Source organism: Gammaproteobacteria bacterium, assembly GCA_021647245.1.
GTDB lineage: Bacteria > Pseudomonadota > Gammaproteobacteria > RBG-16-57-12 > RBG-16-57-12 > JAFLJP01.
Genome location: JAKIVC010000001.1, coordinates 42,480 through 56,719, shown reverse-complemented (window position 1 = coordinate 56,719; position 14,240 = coordinate 42,480). Strand labels below are relative to the sequence as shown.

The 14,240-nt window shown below is 49.7% G+C and carries 17 protein-coding genes; 10 read left to right on the top strand and 7 right to left on the bottom strand.

Going from position 1 to position 14,240, the window contains the following annotated elements; all coding sequences use genetic code 11:
- Positions 1–23: 23 nt before the first annotated feature.
- Both L3J94_00310 and L3J94_00305 read left to right on the top strand, forming a co-directional pair.
- Positions 24–680 carry a flagellar brake protein gene (locus tag L3J94_00310; GenBank protein ID MCF6217196.1) on the top strand — a complete coding sequence of 219 codons (657 nt, stop codon included), beginning with the start codon at positions 24–26 and terminating at the stop codon, positions 678–680.
- A 12-nt stretch (positions 681–692) separates the two neighbouring features.
- On the top strand, positions 693–1,130 hold the full coding sequence (locus L3J94_00305; protein MCF6217195.1) for a YhcB family protein: 438 nt from the start codon (positions 693–695) through the stop codon (positions 1,128–1,130).
- A gap of 36 nt (positions 1,131–1,166) precedes the next feature.
- On the opposite strand, the gene L3J94_00300 is transcribed toward L3J94_00305, so the two are convergent.
- From L3J94_00300 to L3J94_00290, 3 genes are all read right to left on the bottom strand, one after another.
- On the bottom strand, positions 1,167–1,553 hold the full coding sequence (locus L3J94_00300) for a hypothetical protein (protein ID MCF6217194.1): 387 nt from the start codon (positions 1,551–1,553) through the stop codon (positions 1,167–1,169).
- 149 nt (positions 1,554–1,702) lie between these two features.
- Entirely contained in the window at positions 1,703–2,476 is a 774-nt protein-coding gene (locus L3J94_00295; protein MCF6217193.1) for a hypothetical protein, read from the bottom strand.
- A complete protein-coding gene (locus L3J94_00290) occupies positions 2,476–2,982 on the bottom strand; it encodes an RNA polymerase sigma factor (GenBank protein MCF6217192.1) in 507 nt (168 codons plus the stop codon). Before L3J94_00290 ends, L3J94_00295 begins: the two co-directional genes overlap by 1 nt.
- Before the next feature lie 410 nt (positions 2,983–3,392).
- Between L3J94_00290 and L3J94_00285 the strand changes: the two genes are divergently transcribed.
- Together L3J94_00285 and L3J94_00280 are read left to right on the top strand one after the other, a co-directional pair.
- Positions 3,393–4,823 (top strand): S8 family serine peptidase, encoded by a 1,431-nt coding sequence (locus L3J94_00285; GenBank protein MCF6217191.1) that lies wholly within the window; start codon positions 3,393–3,395, stop codon positions 4,821–4,823.
- On the top strand, positions 4,810–5,487 hold the full coding sequence (locus tag L3J94_00280) for a hypothetical protein (GenBank protein MCF6217190.1): 678 nt from the start codon (positions 4,810–4,812) through the stop codon (positions 5,485–5,487). The genes L3J94_00285 and L3J94_00280 overlap by 14 nt, the downstream gene beginning before the upstream one ends.
- Positions 5,488–5,634: 147 nt before the next feature.
- Here the strand turns inward: L3J94_00280 and L3J94_00275 are convergent, their stop codons facing one another.
- Entirely contained in the window at positions 5,635–6,582 is a 948-nt protein-coding gene (locus tag L3J94_00275) for a polysaccharide deacetylase family protein (protein ID MCF6217189.1), read from the bottom strand.
- Positions 6,583–6,686: 104 nt separating this feature from the next.
- Between L3J94_00275 and L3J94_00270 the strand changes: the two genes are divergently transcribed.
- The 4 genes from L3J94_00270 (at position 6,687) to L3J94_00255 (ending at position 11,051) form a co-directional block, all read left to right on the top strand.
- On the top strand, positions 6,687–7,142 hold the full coding sequence (locus L3J94_00270; protein MCF6217188.1) for a YaiI/YqxD family protein: 456 nt from the start codon (positions 6,687–6,689) through the stop codon (positions 7,140–7,142).
- A 112-nt stretch (positions 7,143–7,254) separates the two neighbouring features.
- Positions 7,255–9,762 carry a glycogen/starch/alpha-glucan phosphorylase gene (locus L3J94_00265; protein ID MCF6217187.1) on the top strand — a complete coding sequence of 836 codons (2,508 nt, stop codon included), beginning with the start codon at positions 7,255–7,257 and terminating at the stop codon, positions 9,760–9,762.
- A gap of 35 nt (positions 9,763–9,797) precedes the next feature.
- The gene (locus tag L3J94_00260; protein MCF6217186.1) at positions 9,798–10,214 is read left to right on the top strand and encodes a VOC family protein; all 417 of its coding nucleotides are present in this window, start codon (positions 9,798–9,800) and stop codon (positions 10,212–10,214) included.
- A gap of 333 nt (positions 10,215–10,547) precedes the next feature.
- Complete coding sequence (locus L3J94_00255; GenBank protein MCF6217185.1) at positions 10,548–11,051, top strand: hemerythrin domain-containing protein; 504 nt, start codon at positions 10,548–10,550, stop codon at positions 11,049–11,051.
- Between the two features lie 76 nt (positions 11,052–11,127).
- Here L3J94_00255 and L3J94_00250 read toward each other — a convergent pair whose 3' ends face one another.
- The 3 genes from L3J94_00250 to rsmD all read right to left on the bottom strand — a co-directional run bounded on the left by L3J94_00250 (position 11,128) and on the right by rsmD (position 12,501).
- Complete coding sequence (locus L3J94_00250; protein MCF6217184.1) at positions 11,128–11,373, bottom strand: YfhL family 4Fe-4S dicluster ferredoxin; 246 nt, start codon at positions 11,371–11,373, stop codon at positions 11,128–11,130.
- A gap of 61 nt (positions 11,374–11,434) precedes the next feature.
- The gene (coaD, locus tag L3J94_00245) at positions 11,435–11,911 is read right to left on the bottom strand and encodes a pantetheine-phosphate adenylyltransferase (GenBank protein ID MCF6217183.1); all 477 of its coding nucleotides are present in this window, start codon (positions 11,909–11,911) and stop codon (positions 11,435–11,437) included.
- Positions 11,908–12,501, bottom strand: coding sequence for a 16S rRNA (guanine(966)-N(2))-methyltransferase RsmD (gene rsmD, locus L3J94_00240; GenBank protein MCF6217182.1), 594 nt, complete (start codon positions 12,499–12,501; stop codon positions 11,908–11,910). Before rsmD ends, coaD begins: the two co-directional genes overlap by 4 nt.
- Before the next feature lie 139 nt (positions 12,502–12,640).
- On the opposite strand from rsmD, the gene cysM reads away from it, so the two are divergent.
- The gene (gene cysM / locus L3J94_00235; protein ID MCF6217181.1) at positions 12,641–13,531 is read left to right on the top strand and encodes a cysteine synthase CysM; all 891 of its coding nucleotides are present in this window, start codon (positions 12,641–12,643) and stop codon (positions 13,529–13,531) included.
- Positions 13,532–13,540: 9 nt separating this feature from the next.
- Positions 13,541–14,236, top strand: a complete 696-nt coding sequence (locus tag L3J94_00230) for a hypothetical protein (GenBank protein ID MCF6217180.1) — start codon at positions 13,541–13,543, stop codon at positions 14,234–14,236.
- The last annotated feature ends 4 nt before the right edge of the window (positions 14,237–14,240 follow it).

Sequence of the window (14,240 nt, the reverse complement as noted above, 5' to 3'; positions counted from 1 at the left end):
GTGAACGGACAAAAGGAAACACTATGCGATCACGCGCATTAAATCTGATGGTGGGTGCCAGTCTTAAAATTGAGCCGGAGAAGGGTGACTCATGTTATTTAGTTGAGCTGATTGGTTATGTTACAGATAAAAGCCTGATCGTTACCCCCGCCTATGGTGATGGCAGTATTCGGGTGCTTAAAGAGGGTGATAAACTGGCGGTTCGCTACCTGGGAAACGACAAAAGTTATGCTTTTTACAGCCAGGTAACCTTTGTGTGCGATAAGCCGTATCACTATCTGCACTTGGAGTATCCCAAAGGCGTTCAGGGGTTATCTGCCCGGCGAGCGAGCCGTATTCCCATTGAAGGGCCGGTGATGCGTCTGAGTATTCGTGAGGGTGAGCAGTCACTCTCAGTGACAATGGCGGATATCAGTACGCAAGGCGCTCGTTTTATCTCATCGAGCCGCCTAGGTGGCTGTGGGGATCAGTTTGTTATTGAAATGCCTGACATAGGGGGTGCGGGTGAAACCCTGTCCCTACCCTGTGTTGTTCGTCATGTGTGTGAGCAATACCCCGATGCAATGGGGGTCGCGACCACTTTTCACCATGGCGTTGAATTCGACCATCTGGATGAGGCAGCACAGCTATTTATTGCCCGCTTTATTCAAAATAGTATTTCACATGTTACCACGCGTTAACGGGAGGGAGTTATGTTGGTGGAAATTGCTATTGGAGTGATTGCAATGATTGTAGGGTTTTTCATCGGCCGTTTTGGTGGTGCCAAATCGAGGCAGGCCACAAAAGCGCACGAGCAGCGCATGGAAAAAGCTGAACAAGAGCTGGCAGAGTATCGTGAAAATGTGACCGCTCATTTTCAGGGAACCGCACAACTGATTGAACGAATGAATGAAAATTACCGTGAGGTATACCACCACCTTGCCCAAGGCGCACAGCAGTTAACTGATTGCGAAACAACCCTTCAGGCAGTAGAGCCGTTGAATATAGCTCAGCAATCGGCGGCCGCACTGCCACAAACGGTAGAGAAGTCACACGCAGAGATACCGGCTGAGTCAGTGGCAGAAAAAGTGGTCGAAAATGAAAGCGAAGGGCGGGATCAAGCCGTCTCAGCAAGGCAGGCGGGGCTTTAATCTGGTTTATTAATCGGATAGCCTGTCCCACTCGGGTTAGGTATACAGGTCAATTCCCACGGTCTTACGACCTTCTTGATCTGTATTGTGAGTGCTAACCGCGTCTGTATTGTTACTTAATTGACGTCGTTCACGGCCACTTCTCGTGTCGAGGATGACCGGTACTTGTTGCTGTCGCCGGTCATTGTGACGATGTTTATTTTCCTCTTGAACGGCTGTTGGCGCTTGTTGTTTCTCTTTATCTGGATACCCCTTCAGGGCGATATCTTCGCGCAGTGCACTCTCTTGAAAGCCTATTTTTACCGGATTAACTGCCGGGTAAGGGTCAACGGCTGTTGTGGCTTTGGTTGCGTGAGGCTTGAGGTTTTCATTTCGCAGATTTCGAATGCCCACATCATCAGGCCTAATGTTAAAGGATGTCATGCGGCTCTCCATTAATTATCGACACACTCAGCTGACTAGCGTCCAGTGTGCGCCCGCCTTCCAATAGAAATTTAATATAAAGGCTATAAAGTGGATTTATACTTGAATATTACAAGGGCGGCAATCAGATTTTCGCCTTAATTCTCATACTAACGCCACGCCTTCTGGATAAGGGCTTGCTCTTCGGTTTGGTCGAAGGCGATGCCGCTCCATAGATCATCAAGGACTGCATCCAGTGTGATTTGGCTATACCCTGAGGCGGGTTGATAGTTTTGATGATCTACCGGGTGGTGGTCAGCTGCGAGCAGAATTTCAGTATTCCAGGTGCCATCTTGTTTGCAGGCAACACCTACAGATACACTGCTCTCTTTATTGACTTGAAACTCGCGGCAATAGCGACCATCAACGGCCTGAAAGCTCATTACTGGCAGAATGGTATGGCCATTTTCAACCTCGAAGTGTTGTAGGCTGGGGGTTTTCTCCAAGGCAATATATAAGGCGCTTTGTGAGCTGGGGTTGCTTTGGCCTGTTTGGGCCAATTGATGGGTGCCAATGTCATCGCTGGTAAGTTGTGGCCCGAGTATCGCCCCCACCACCAGCGCTAATGAAGCGGCGGTTGCTAGGGGTAGCAAGCCTGAAAAGCGCCGACGACTGGCCAAATTTACCACGTTAGTGCGCGGCTGCTCGGCACCCTTTTTCCACACCGCATCGATGAGGCGCTGAGGTGTTGGCTCATGCATAGCGTGTTGATAGGCTTGTGAGGCCAGGTCGTCGGCTAGTGCCAAGCTCTCTGCTCTAGCGGCCAGTGCACCATCCTCATTTATGGCTTGTTCTACCCAAGTCATTTGCTCGTTTGAGAGCTCATTATCCAGAAAAGCAATCAGCATTTTATCATCAATATTATTGTGTTCAGATACAGGCATTATTCACCTCCGGGCCGTAGTTGGCCTGCCAATGTTTTACGGGCACGAGCCAGGCGACTCATTACGGTGCCCATGGGAACCTCCAGAATATGTGATGCTTCGCGGTAGGAGAGGCCGTCAACCAATACCAGGGCCACAATATTGCGCTGCTCTTCCGGCAACTTACTAATCGCTATCTCCGCTTTACGCACCATCAGTTGATCCTCGGTTACTTTGCGGCCATCTTCACCGCTTAAATCATGCAGTTCATCGATTGAGGCGCTGGTATCTCGGCGCTGGTTGGCTCGGCACTGGTCGATCCACAGGTTTTGTGTGATTCGAAACATCCAGCTATCCAAACGTGTTCCTCGCTCCCAGCTCTTCAGGCTTTTCAGGGCGCGTTCAATCGCGCTCTGCACCAAGTCATCACTGTCATGATAATTTCCGGTTAGCGTCAAACCAAAACGGCGCAATCGTGGAATCAGTGCGACAATCTCGTGTCTGAGGTCACTCTCATCTCTATTCATCTCTATTCATCTTCATTCTTGGGATAACGGCCTGGGTCGTGATTTATTCCACAAGAGTGAAAATATTTTTCTGAAGGGAATAAAATTGGGCGATGCTCGTTGTTGTAGCACATATATATGGTCTTTAATTTAAGTGAAGTCGCTTACATGAGGTCTATGCTTGATGGGGGGAAGCGTTATCAGTCGGTCTTTAGTGGGCACGGCTAAAAAATTCCATAAATCTATTTTACATCATACCGGTATCCTATTTTGTGTCTTTTAATACCTGATACCCCACTTGCGCAGAGGTCTCATCTATTTAAGGAGGCTCTGCATAATTTACAGCTGGTTTGAATGGCGCTGTTTCAACCTTTATTGAGTGGGTAGATAAATAGCACAACCAGATAATTTGAATGGTTTTGAAGAGTAATATGAAAAAATTAACCGCAATAATGGGCGTTTTGCTCGGTGTAGCAGGCAGCACTTTGCTACTGAATGAGCCTGTGACGCAGACAGTGCCACGGGCAACGGCACTGTTGTCGATCTTTGTCTCTGAGGCCATTGCAGATGAAGACGATGATGAGCTTGATGTGGATGACGATGCAGATGAGGTCGAGGAAGATGATGGCGATGGCGATGGCGATGGCGATGGCGATGGCGATGGCGATGGCGATGACGATGACGATGACGATGACGATGACGATGACGATGACGATGACGATGATTATGATGAAGTCGAAGATGAGGAGTTTTCAATAGATGAGGAGTATGAGGAGATCGACGAAATGGATGAAGAGTTCGATCATTATGGCTTTGTTGTTCGTACCGAAGAGATCCTCGCTATTGATGCTGATGATACCTCTCTGGAGTTGATAGAGGCACTCGGTTTCGCAGTATTACGTAAAAAAAGTCTCGGTGCGCTGGGTATCAGTATTGCGGTGATCGAAACACCGGAAGATCTTTCGGTGCGCGAGGCGATTGAACGCTTGCGGCAGAGTGATCAGAATGCCCTGTATGAATATAATCATCTTTACGAAACCATGCGTGATAGTGAAGAGAGCAGTTCTCTTTCCGCTACAGAGCCGCTGTTAGAGTTGAATGCGGAGAACCCCGTTATCGGGCTGATTGATACAGCGGTGGATAGGGAGCATGAGGCGTTACGCAACAGCCATATTATCCAGCAGTCATTCATCGGTGCTGGTGAGCTGCCTATGACGCATGGCACCAGTATCGCTTCGGTGCTGGTGGGGGAGTCGGACGCTATGCAGGGGTTGCTGCCGAACGCCACGCTCTATAATGCGGCAGTGTTTACCAAGAGTGTTTCTGGAGGTGTTAAAGCCAGTGCCGACAGCTTGGCCTCAGCACTTAACTGGCTGGTTGAACAGCGAGTCCCCGTTATTAACATGAGCTTGGCCGGGCCACATAATGTGTTGCTACAGGTGGCCGTGCGTAAAACGCTGGCGCGGGGGCATGTGGTGGTTGCAGCGGTAGGTAATGATGGCCCTGCCGCACCGCCACTCTACCCGGCCGCTTATTCAGGGGTGATAGCGGTGACCGCAGTGGATGCCAGTCGACAGGTATACCGGCGTGCCAATCGTGGCCAGTATGTGGATTTTTCGGCGCAAGGTGTGAAGGTGAAAGCCGCCAATCAACAAGGTGGCTACGGCGTGTTCAGTGGTACTTCCTATGCGGCGCCGGTAATCAGCGCACTATTGGCGAGTCGACTAGATAAACCGAGCGTGGCACGTCAACAGTATTTACTTGCGCAACTACAGCATCAAGCAGTGGATGTGGGTGCGGCTGGGCGTGACCCGGTCTTTGGTTATGGTCTACTTGGGGAGAGCCTGAATGTTGAAAAATAGAGCTATATTTGTACAAATTGCCATTTTTGTTATCGCTTGCCTAGTCGTCAATGGGGCGCAGGCTAAGGATGGAATTCCGGCGCCACTGCCCGATTATGAGGAGGGTGAAACCTTTATTTTTTCCAATAAGCGGGTTGAGCATGTCGAAAAAATAGAGGGTGACCTGATCACCTTTTCGTCCAGAAAAGGGCGCCACTATACTCGCCAGCGCAATATTGTGTTGCCTATTATACAGTGGCAACTGGCGGGTAAAAGTGGCCAGCGGACTCTGCATGGCGATGTTAATGAGCTGTGGCCTTTACACGTGGGTAACCAGATCCGCTTTCGTGTATTGACGACCGTTCGTGATGATAAAAAGCAGCATGAAACACGCCGTGTAGAGCTATGGAGCTGCCGCGTTCCTGCTCAGGAAAATATTCACGTGCTGGCGGGTGAGTTTGCCAGCTACCGCATTGTTTGTGACCATTACTCGGGCGAGAGTATGCGTGTTTTACGGCGTTATACTTGGAATTACTCCCCTGCCGTAGAACATTATGTACGGCGTGAAGTGAAGAACTTTATTACCGGTGATCGCTACCAGTATGAGCTGGCCTCAACACTGCGCCCAGAGCAGAGCAACTCCCTGCGGATAAAGGCAGAGTTGGATCGACTGGACAGTCTATAACGCTTCATTGTGCAGCTTGCCCCGGGATTTGTTATAAACCATGTGCAATCTAGCTCGTCTATAGTCAACCTGAAAACGGCTAACCATACCCTGTAGGGGCCTTTAAAGGTGGCTTCCATCTGGGGTTTAGGGAGGCTGCTTTTGGCTTCAGAGGCAGAGCTGGGTAAAGTTTTCCGGTTGCTGTGGTTGAGTCGGCGTGCTGAAGGTATATTGCCGCTGCATGAGTGCCAGTTTGTTCAAAATGTCACTCTGTTTGGGTAGGGTCTGCTGCTGATGCTGTTGGTAAAGAGGGTCGCTCATGGCTTCGTCAAGAGAGATAAACTTAACCCCCGTTTGTGAGAGTGCTGCCAATAGTGGCTCTAGCACATCAGCGGTGAACTCGCTGAAGTGTAATAGCAGGATATGTTTTATTTCACGTTGCAGTAGCATTTGAGAGGCTTCTTGACGGCTTTTGAGTACCTCAAGCGTATAGCTGATAAATGCACTTTTTAGGCTGTTCATGGCTGCCGTATCGTTTTTTTGTCGACACACTTCATATTTTTCAGCCCATACCCAGTCAGCTGGATTGATAGAGACATGGGCTATTTTGTAACCGGCTGTGGTCAGGTAGTTACGAAAATCGGTGCCGATTTCACTATTAAACCCCTCATCAAGAAAGGTGTAACGATAGACCCGGTCATCTTTTGGGGTGCGGTTGTTGTAGCGTTCAAGTTGCGCCATAACCTGTTCATTCATCTGGCTGTTTTTCTGGGCCTCCGCCAAGCTTTTTTGCTGCTTGATAGCGACGTGGTTGAAGCTGTGATTGCCGAGCAAAAACCCCTGTTGCAGCCAATAGTCGAGTATCGCCAGTTTGGCCGCACTATCGACCCCTCTTTTGTAGATGTAGCTGCCATTTACAAAGCCGTAGGGCTCGGGCACTTGGTACTGATTGAGAGCGCTGGCCATTTTTTCAATACTGGCAAGGGAGCTGGCGGGTAGGTCATCAAAGGTGATGGCCATCTCAATCGGCTTTTCTATGGCGGGTTCGGTACTCTTTTCGCAACTGACAAGGAAGAGAAGTGAGCTGATGAGAAGTGTGCTGGCTATTATCTTCATCTTAATTCCAGATCGTTTTTATATTAATGTATGGTTCATCATAGCATGCAAAAAGGGCGGTGGGCTGTGTCATAATAGCGACCAATAAAGGGGAGGGTTGCGAAGTGCAGATATGGGTAGATGCGGATGCGTGTCCCAAAGTGGTCAAAGAGGTGCTGTTTCGGGTGGCTAAACGGGCGAAGATTCAGGTGATGCTATTGGCTAACCATTCGATTCAGATACCGCGCTGCCCTTTTGTCGGATTTCGCCAAGTAAGTAGTGGCTTCGATGTGGCGGATGATGAAATTGTGCGATTGGTTCAACCGGGGGATTTGGTAATCACCAGTGATATCCCATTGGCGGCGGAAGTGGTAGAGAAAAAGGCGTTGGCACTCTCACCACGAGGGGAGTTGTTCACCGAAAAGAACATTAAAGAGCGGCTCAATATTCGTGATTTTATGGATACCATGCGCTCAAGCGGTATTCAGACCGGTGGACCTCCGGCATTGAACCAGAAAGACCGCCAAAACTTTGCCAACCATTTAGATCGTCTTGTAACCGCCCACCACAAACCGGAATAATTGAGGAGGCTATATTAAGCCGTGGATTAAGAATTTCTCAAGTTATACTCCCGTGAAGCGATAATCTTCCCCTATAATGCTATTGCTGAAATCGATATAAACGGAAAATATCATGCCGAAACCAAATGCTAAATCTGAATCGTGTACCACTAAACTCATCAAACTGCCGCCATTGGCGATGGATGATAAAGCGATATCCGATGATCTGATTCGTTATTTTAGTCGCACCTTGGGGCGTGACCTTGATAACTGTACCCCTCACTATCTTTATGAGGCATTGGCGTATACCGTTCGAGACCGCCTGATGGAGCGTTGGAAAAATACCCGCGCAACCTACGAAAAAGTGGATGCACGTCGTACCTGTTATCTCTCTTTGGAGTTTTTGATGGGTCGAGCGCTGGGTAATGCGATGTTAAACCTCGGTATCGATGAGGCGGTACACAAGGCGCTGTACGATTACGGTATCAACCAAGAGCAGATTGTTGATAGCGAACCCGATGCCGGTCTCGGTAACGGCGGCTTGGGCCGCTTGGCCGCCTGTTTTCTTGATAGCTGTGCTTCGTTGCAACTGCCTGTGCTGGGTTATGGCCTGCGTTATGAGTACGGTATGTTTCGCCAGCAGCTTGAGAATGGACACCAGCTGGAAGAGCCAGACCATTGGCTTCGTGATGGCCACCCGTGGGAGCTGGAACGCCCTGAGTTTACCCAGCGCATCCACTTTGGTGGGCGCACCGAACACTACACTGACTATGCGGGTGTTACACGGGTTCGCTGGGTTGACTCCCTTGACGTATTAGCAGTGCCTTATGATGTGCCGATTCCCGGCTTTGAAAATGATACGGTGAATAGCCTGCGGCTATGGAAATCGACCGCTACCGATGAGTTTAACCTGAGCGAGTTCAATGCCGGTGATTATATCGAAGCGGTTGCTTCCAAAAACAAAGCCGAGCATATCACCATGGTGCTCTACCCCAATGATGCCAGCGAAAATGGCAAAGAGCTGCGGCTGCGCCAGCAATATTTCCTCGCCTCTGCATCATTGAAAGATGTGCTGCGCCGATGGGTGCTCCTGCATGGGAATGATTTCAGTACCTTTGTTGATAAGAACTGCTTTCAGTTAAATGATACCCACCCCAGTATTGCTGTTGCGGAGTTGATGCGCCTGCTGATTGATGAGCACCAAATGGCATGGGATGACGCGTGGGTTATCGTCACCAAAGTAATGGCCTACACCAATCACACGTTGTTGCCAGAAGCGTTAGAGCGCTGGCCGGTACCGATGTTTGCTTATCTGCTGCCACGACTGCTGGAGATCATCTATGAGATTAATGCACGCTTTATGAAGCAGGTTGCACAGCGTTGGCCAGGTGATACCGCTCGCCAGCAGCGCATGTCGATTATTGAAGAGGGGCCATGCAAAATGGTCCGCATGGCCAATCTGGCGATAGTGGGTAGCTTTTCGGTCAACGGTGTCGCCGAGCTACACTCAAAACTATTGGTTGAAGGGCTGTTTAAAGAGTTCCACGAGATGTGGCCGGAGCGGTTTAATAACAAAACCAACGGCGTTACCCAGCGCCGCTGGCTGGCGATGTGCAACCCGGGGCTGAATGGGTTGATCACCCAGACGATCGGCCGTGGCTGGATTACTGAGCTTGAGCAGTTGCGTAAGTTGACACCCTACGCCAGCAAGACGCAATTTCGCAAAGCGTGGGCCGATGTCAAACTGGCTAACAAACAGCGCCTAGCCGAACTAGTACAAGAGGAGTGCGGCGTCACCTTCGATACCTCGGCAATGTTTGACGTACAGGTTAAGCGCATTCATGAATATAAACGCCAACTGCTGAATATCCTGCACGTTATCCACCTTTATGGTCGTATTAAGCGGGGTGATACCCAAAACTGGACCAAGCGTTGCGTCTTGATTGGAGGCAAGGCAGCTCCCGGCTATGCCATGGCGAAGTCGATTATCAAGTTGGTTGCAAATGTGGCTGAAGTGGTGAATAACGACCCGGATGTGGGTGACCTGCTCAAGGTGGTTTTCTTCCCGAATTATCGTGTTTCTGCAATGGAAGTGATTGCCCCGGGAACTGATCTTTCAGAGCAAATATCGACCGCCGGTAAAGAGGCCTCGGGTACCGGCAACATGAAATTCATGATGAACGGTGCGGTGACCATCGGTACTTTGGATGGCGCTAACATTGAAATTCGTGAAGAGGTGGGGGATGACAACTTCTTCCTGTTTGGTTTAACCGCTTCAGAAGTTGAAACCCTGCGAGGCAGCTACCAGCCGTGGGATTATATCAATCACGATGCCGACTTTGCATCGGTAATTAACCTGTTGCAAAGCGGCCACTTCTGTCAATTCGAATCCGGTATCTTTGATGGCATCATTGAGAGTATCACCAGCCCCCACGACCCTTGGTTAACAGCGGCTGATTTTCGCGGCTTTGTGGATGCACAAGAGCGTGTTGCTGCTGCATACCGAGATCAGGATCGCTGGGTTCGTATGAGCATCCTCAATACAGCGACCAGTGGTAAGTTCTCTACCGATCGTACCATGCGCAACTACAACGATGAAATCTGGAAGCTCGAAGTGGTGAAGCCTGCGGCGGTCAAATAACCTGACTATGGAATAAGCTGAAGGAGTCAGTGGCAATGCAGTTGGATCATATCTGTTTAGCGGTGCGAAAGATCGACAAGGCAAGCACAGTGTTAACCACGCTGCTGGGTTATACAGCGAAAACTGAAAAAGTTGAAAACAGCCGCCAGCAGGTGGTTGTGCAGTTTTTTAGCAAGGCGGGTGGGCTGGATATTAAGCTTATTGAGCCGAGCAACCTGGCATCTCCCCTGGTCTCTTTTTTGAAAAAGGGCGAAGGGTTGCACCATTTAGGTTTCAAGGTGGATGATGTGAGCCACTCTCTGAATGCGCTGGAGCAGCAGGGGGTCAGAGTAACGGCGGCTCCACAGCCTGGTGAGGCTTTTGATGAGGCCTTAATCGCTTTTGCCTATCTTGGCAGCGGTTTGAATGTTGAGTTGATTGATACCGATAAACGCCGAAACCTGATGGGTTGAGCGCTTTGTACGATTCATGTTTTCCGCAAGGCGCTTTTTGTGGATAGAGAGCGCCTGCTTTATCTCCTCTATTTCCCAAAAAATAGAAAATAGCCGCTATCCAATGAAGGTGGATTTGACCTCTTCCTTACCCCTTTTCCATCAGGAAATTCTCTTCACAAGCCATCACGCCACACCTCAAAGCACGTCGTGGCTTGCTTGAGGCACTTTTAATGCTAAAAATCAATTTATTGACAACATTTTAACGCACTTAGTATATACTTATCCGGTATTTTATAGCGGCAAAATATTATTTATTTTGTATAAATATCAACAGCTAAATAGGTTAAAAAAATGTGGGATTGGCTTTTTGGGAAAAAAAAGGCAACGGTTGATCACGGCAGAGTAGGGAGGCGGTATTTGCCGGGTACCCGGCTTTCGTACGATGAAAATTTGATCGCAAAACTGGAAAGCGACCATCAGGAGCTGGTGGCTATTTATACCTCTTGTGCCGATGCCTACGAAAAGAAGAGTTACTTAAAATTGAATCAACGGTTGAATCAGTTGAAAAGCAAGCTAACCAGCCACTTGCTGGTGGAGAATGCCTGTTTTTATGTCTATGTAAGTCATTATTATAAAGAGGATGAAAATACCCGCGAGCTGATTAAGAGCTTTCGTCGTGATATGGAGGAGATTGGTAAGGTAGCGTTTAAGTTTTTATCTGACTACTCTGTTTCGTATGCGGTATATCATGCTGAATTTAAAAGAGACTTTGATGTGATTGGTGAGGTGCTGACTAATCGGATTGCGGAAGAGGAGAGTGGGCTCTATATGCTCTATCTTCCGCCGCCTGATTAGGCTCGCTTACACCGCTTTGCTTGCTGGATAAAAAGGCCCCAAACGGGGCCTTTTTTGAGGGTGGGGAGTTTAAGCGCTAGCGGGTAATGCGCTTGTATTTTTCCATCAACTCATCCTCGTTCTCTTCGTGAGCGGGGTCTTTAGGGATGCAGTCTACCGGGCAAACATCGACACATTGTGGTGTGTCATAGTGGCCTACACACTCGGTGCAGAGGTCGGGATCGATCTCGTAGATCTCCTCGCCTTGGGTAATGGCGCCGTTAGGGCACTCTGGTTCACACACATCACAGTTGATGCATTCGTCAGTGATAATCAATGCCATGGTAATGTCCTGCTCATCTCTAATATTGTAAGTGGTTTTAAATTGCTGCTGTAATGGAATTCTACCGCAAACGCTGATGAAGTGCAGCTTCTACTTCTCTATTTACAAAGTTTGACACATTGCCGCCCATGGCTGATATTTCGCGTACCAGGCTCGATGAAATATAGGTGTACTGCTCTGAGGGGGTAAGAAATACCGTTTCAATCTGTGGATCGAGCTTACGATTCATGCCGGCTAGCTGAAACTCATAGTCAAAATCTGAAACGGCCCGCAGGCCCCGAATAATCACCTTGGCTTGCTGTTGTTGAGCAAAATGAACTAATAGCGTATCGAAGGCTTGAATCTCAACTTTGGGGCTGTTAGAAAAGGCAGATTGCGCCATGGCAACACGTTCGTCAAGGGAGAATACAGGCACTTTCTTGGGGTTGTGGGCGATCGCAAGGATCACTTTATCAAACAACGTGGCGGCACGCATTGCAATGTCGTGGTGGCCGAGGGTGATCGGGTCAAAAGTCCCTGGATAGACTGCAATGCTCATGTTTGCTCCTGCAATGGGTGGCGCTGTAGTAGGTAAAAGCGGACATGTCCGCTCTTTTTGCTGCGCAGGATCTCCCAGTTATCCGGAATAGGGAGTGTAGAGAGCTCCTTCTCTACTTCAAGGTAGATCATTGCGTCGGGCGCAAGCCAGTTGTTCTCTTCCAACAGGCGACAGCTGGGTTCCACCATTCCCTTTTGATAGGGTGGATCAATGAAGGCGATCTGCAAGGTCTGACTGGCAGGGTGGGCTAGATAGTCGAGGGCGCTCTGGTTGACTATTGTTGCCTGGCGGCATTTCAGTGTGAGTGCATTATCATGCAGTTGGCGGGTGACGTGGTGCTGATTGTCCAGCATGATGACACTGGATGCACCGCGTGAGATGGCCTCAAAGCCCAGCGCTCCACTGCCGCTGTAGAGGTCAATGCAGTGTGCGCCTGCAATGATCGGTTGCAGCCAGTTAAAGAGTGTTTCCCGCACCTTGTCCGGGGTTGGGCGCAGCCCTGTCGATGTGGCGAAGGGGAGCTTTCGGCCGCGCCATTCGCCGCCAATAATACGTAACTGGTTTTTTTTCTGATTGTTTCGGTTATTCATAACGGGTAATTATACGGCCTTGCTGTGGTTTGTCTCCTGCTAAAGTGGGGTTGAGTCCGTTTAATAAACGATAATTGGGCGTTCACCCAGTAGATTACTGGTGTAAACTAAGGCGATATTTTTTCAAGAAAGTAGTGTGATGTCTTATCCAACCATTGAATCTTTTATTGGCAACACCCCGCTTGTCCGGCTGCAACGTTTGCCGGGTAATAGCTCAAATACGTTACTGGTGAAACTGGAGGGTAATAACCCGGCAGGTTCAGTGAAAGATCGGCCAGTGTTGCGGATGATCCAGGCGGCTGAAGCGCGGGGTGATATTAAGCCGGGTGATACGCTGATTGAGGCAACCAGCGGTAATACCGGCATCGCACTGGCTATGGTGGCGGCTATTCGGGGCTATAAAATGGTGCTGATAATGCCTGAAACCATGAGCGCCGAGCGTCGGGGTGCCATGCAGGCGTATGGTGCTGAGTTGGTGCTGGTGAGCAAGGAGCAAGGGATGGAGGGTGCGCGGGATTTGGCACTTCAGATGCAAGCTGAAGGCGGCGGCCTGGTGCTGAACCAATTTGCTAATTTCGATAATCCACTGGCCCACTATGAAGGTACTGGCCCGGAAATTTGGCGTGATACTCAGGGCAAGATGACTCACTTTGTGAGTGCCATGGGTACCACGGGTACCATTATGGGGGTTTCGCGCTATTTGAAGGAGCAGTGTCAACAGGTGCAGATTGTCGGAGTGCAGCCAGAAGAGGGTTCGAGTATCCCCGGTATTCGCCGCTGGCCGAAAGCGTATCTTCCGGAAATTTTTGAGTCGTCCCGGGTCGATCAGGTAATTGATGTGAGCCAGCAACAGGCGGAGCAGACAACCCGTGCCTTGGCTGCCGAAGAGGGGATATTCTGTGGCGCCTCTTCGGGGGGAGCGGTGGCGGCCGCACTGACGCTCTCTGAGTGCCTTGAGAATGCACTGATCGTGGTGATTATTTGTGACCGGGGTGACCGCTACCTCTCCACTGATCTGTTTCGGGTATAAGGAGCTGTTTTGCAGAGCATAAGTTTTGATATTATTACCGCACCAGATCTATTGGCAGGCAGTCGTCTCTACGGGCTTAAAGGGCTGGAGCAGCACGCTATAACCAATGTGATGCTCTATAAGCAGCGCCAGCAGAGTGACGAGGCGCTGCCCTTGTATTTGCAGCGCCTTGTGGCGGTTTCACTGGTGATTGCAGAGGGAAGCGAGCTCTCTCATATCCAGTTGCAGAGCAAAGATGAAGCGCAGTTGTTGAGGGAGTTATTCGCTATTTTGGATAGTGAGTCCTGTCGTATTTACTGGCAGCAGGCTTCGGTTTTGGCGCTGTTACAGTTTCGTGCATTGCGGTTTGCTATTCCCCTGCCGCAGGACTGGCCGATGCCAGCAACGCATCATCGTCGAGCGATGCAGTGTGGCTGGTTTGACCTACGCCAGATGCTGGCTGTGGAGGGAGGTGAAAACAGCCTGAGCGAACTGGCTTCACTGATGGCACTGCCCCTGCCATCGGGCATGGCTACTGGGCAGTGCCGTGAAATTGAGAGTGCCACGCAACTGGCCGCCTTGCAGCAAGGGTGTTTGGCTAATGCCCGGCATATTTATCTGCTTTATCTGCGCCTGGCATTCATTCAGGGCGTGTTGTGTGAGGGTGCTTATCAGGCCGCGCTTGAATTAGTTAGGTTGAATCTAAAATCAGTGAGTAATCAGTAACCCT

Bases quoted from the DNA above. Each gene is read 5' to 3' on its own strand.
- L3J94_00310 (MCF6217196.1), top strand. From the start codon at position 24: ATGCGATCACGCGCATTAAATCTGATGGTGGGTGCCAGTCTTAAAATT.
- L3J94_00305 (MCF6217195.1), top strand. From the start codon at position 693: ATGTTGGTGGAAATTGCTATTGGAGTGATTGCAATGATTGTAGGGTTT.
- L3J94_00300 (MCF6217194.1), bottom strand. From the start codon at position 1,553: ATGACATCCTTTAACATTAGGCCTGATGATGTGGGCATTCGAAATCTG.
- L3J94_00295 (MCF6217193.1), bottom strand. From the start codon at position 2,476: ATGCCTGTATCTGAACACAATAATATTGATGATAAAATGCTGATTGCT.
- L3J94_00290 (MCF6217192.1), bottom strand. From the start codon at position 2,982: ATGAATAGAGATGAGAGTGACCTCAGACACGAGATTGTCGCACTGATT.
- L3J94_00285 (MCF6217191.1), top strand. From the start codon at position 3,393: ATGAAAAAATTAACCGCAATAATGGGCGTTTTGCTCGGTGTAGCAGGC.
- L3J94_00280 (MCF6217190.1), top strand. From the start codon at position 4,810: ATGTTGAAAAATAGAGCTATATTTGTACAAATTGCCATTTTTGTTATC.
- L3J94_00275 (MCF6217189.1), bottom strand. From the start codon at position 6,582: ATGAAGATAATAGCCAGCACACTTCTCATCAGCTCACTTCTCTTCCTT.
- L3J94_00265 (MCF6217187.1), top strand. From the start codon at position 7,255: ATGCCGAAACCAAATGCTAAATCTGAATCGTGTACCACTAAACTCATC.
- L3J94_00260 (MCF6217186.1), top strand. From the start codon at position 9,798: ATGCAGTTGGATCATATCTGTTTAGCGGTGCGAAAGATCGACAAGGCA.
- L3J94_00255 (MCF6217185.1), top strand. From the start codon at position 10,548: ATGTGGGATTGGCTTTTTGGGAAAAAAAAGGCAACGGTTGATCACGGC.
- L3J94_00250 (MCF6217184.1), bottom strand. From the start codon at position 11,373: ATGGCATTGATTATCACTGACGAATGCATCAACTGTGATGTGTGTGAA.
- coaD (MCF6217183.1), bottom strand. From the start codon at position 11,911: ATGAGCATTGCAGTCTATCCAGGGACTTTTGACCCGATCACCCTCGGC.
- rsmD (MCF6217182.1), bottom strand. From the start codon at position 12,501: ATGAATAACCGAAACAATCAGAAAAAAAACCAGTTACGTATTATTGGC.
- cysM (MCF6217181.1), top strand. From the start codon at position 12,641: ATGTCTTATCCAACCATTGAATCTTTTATTGGCAACACCCCGCTTGTC.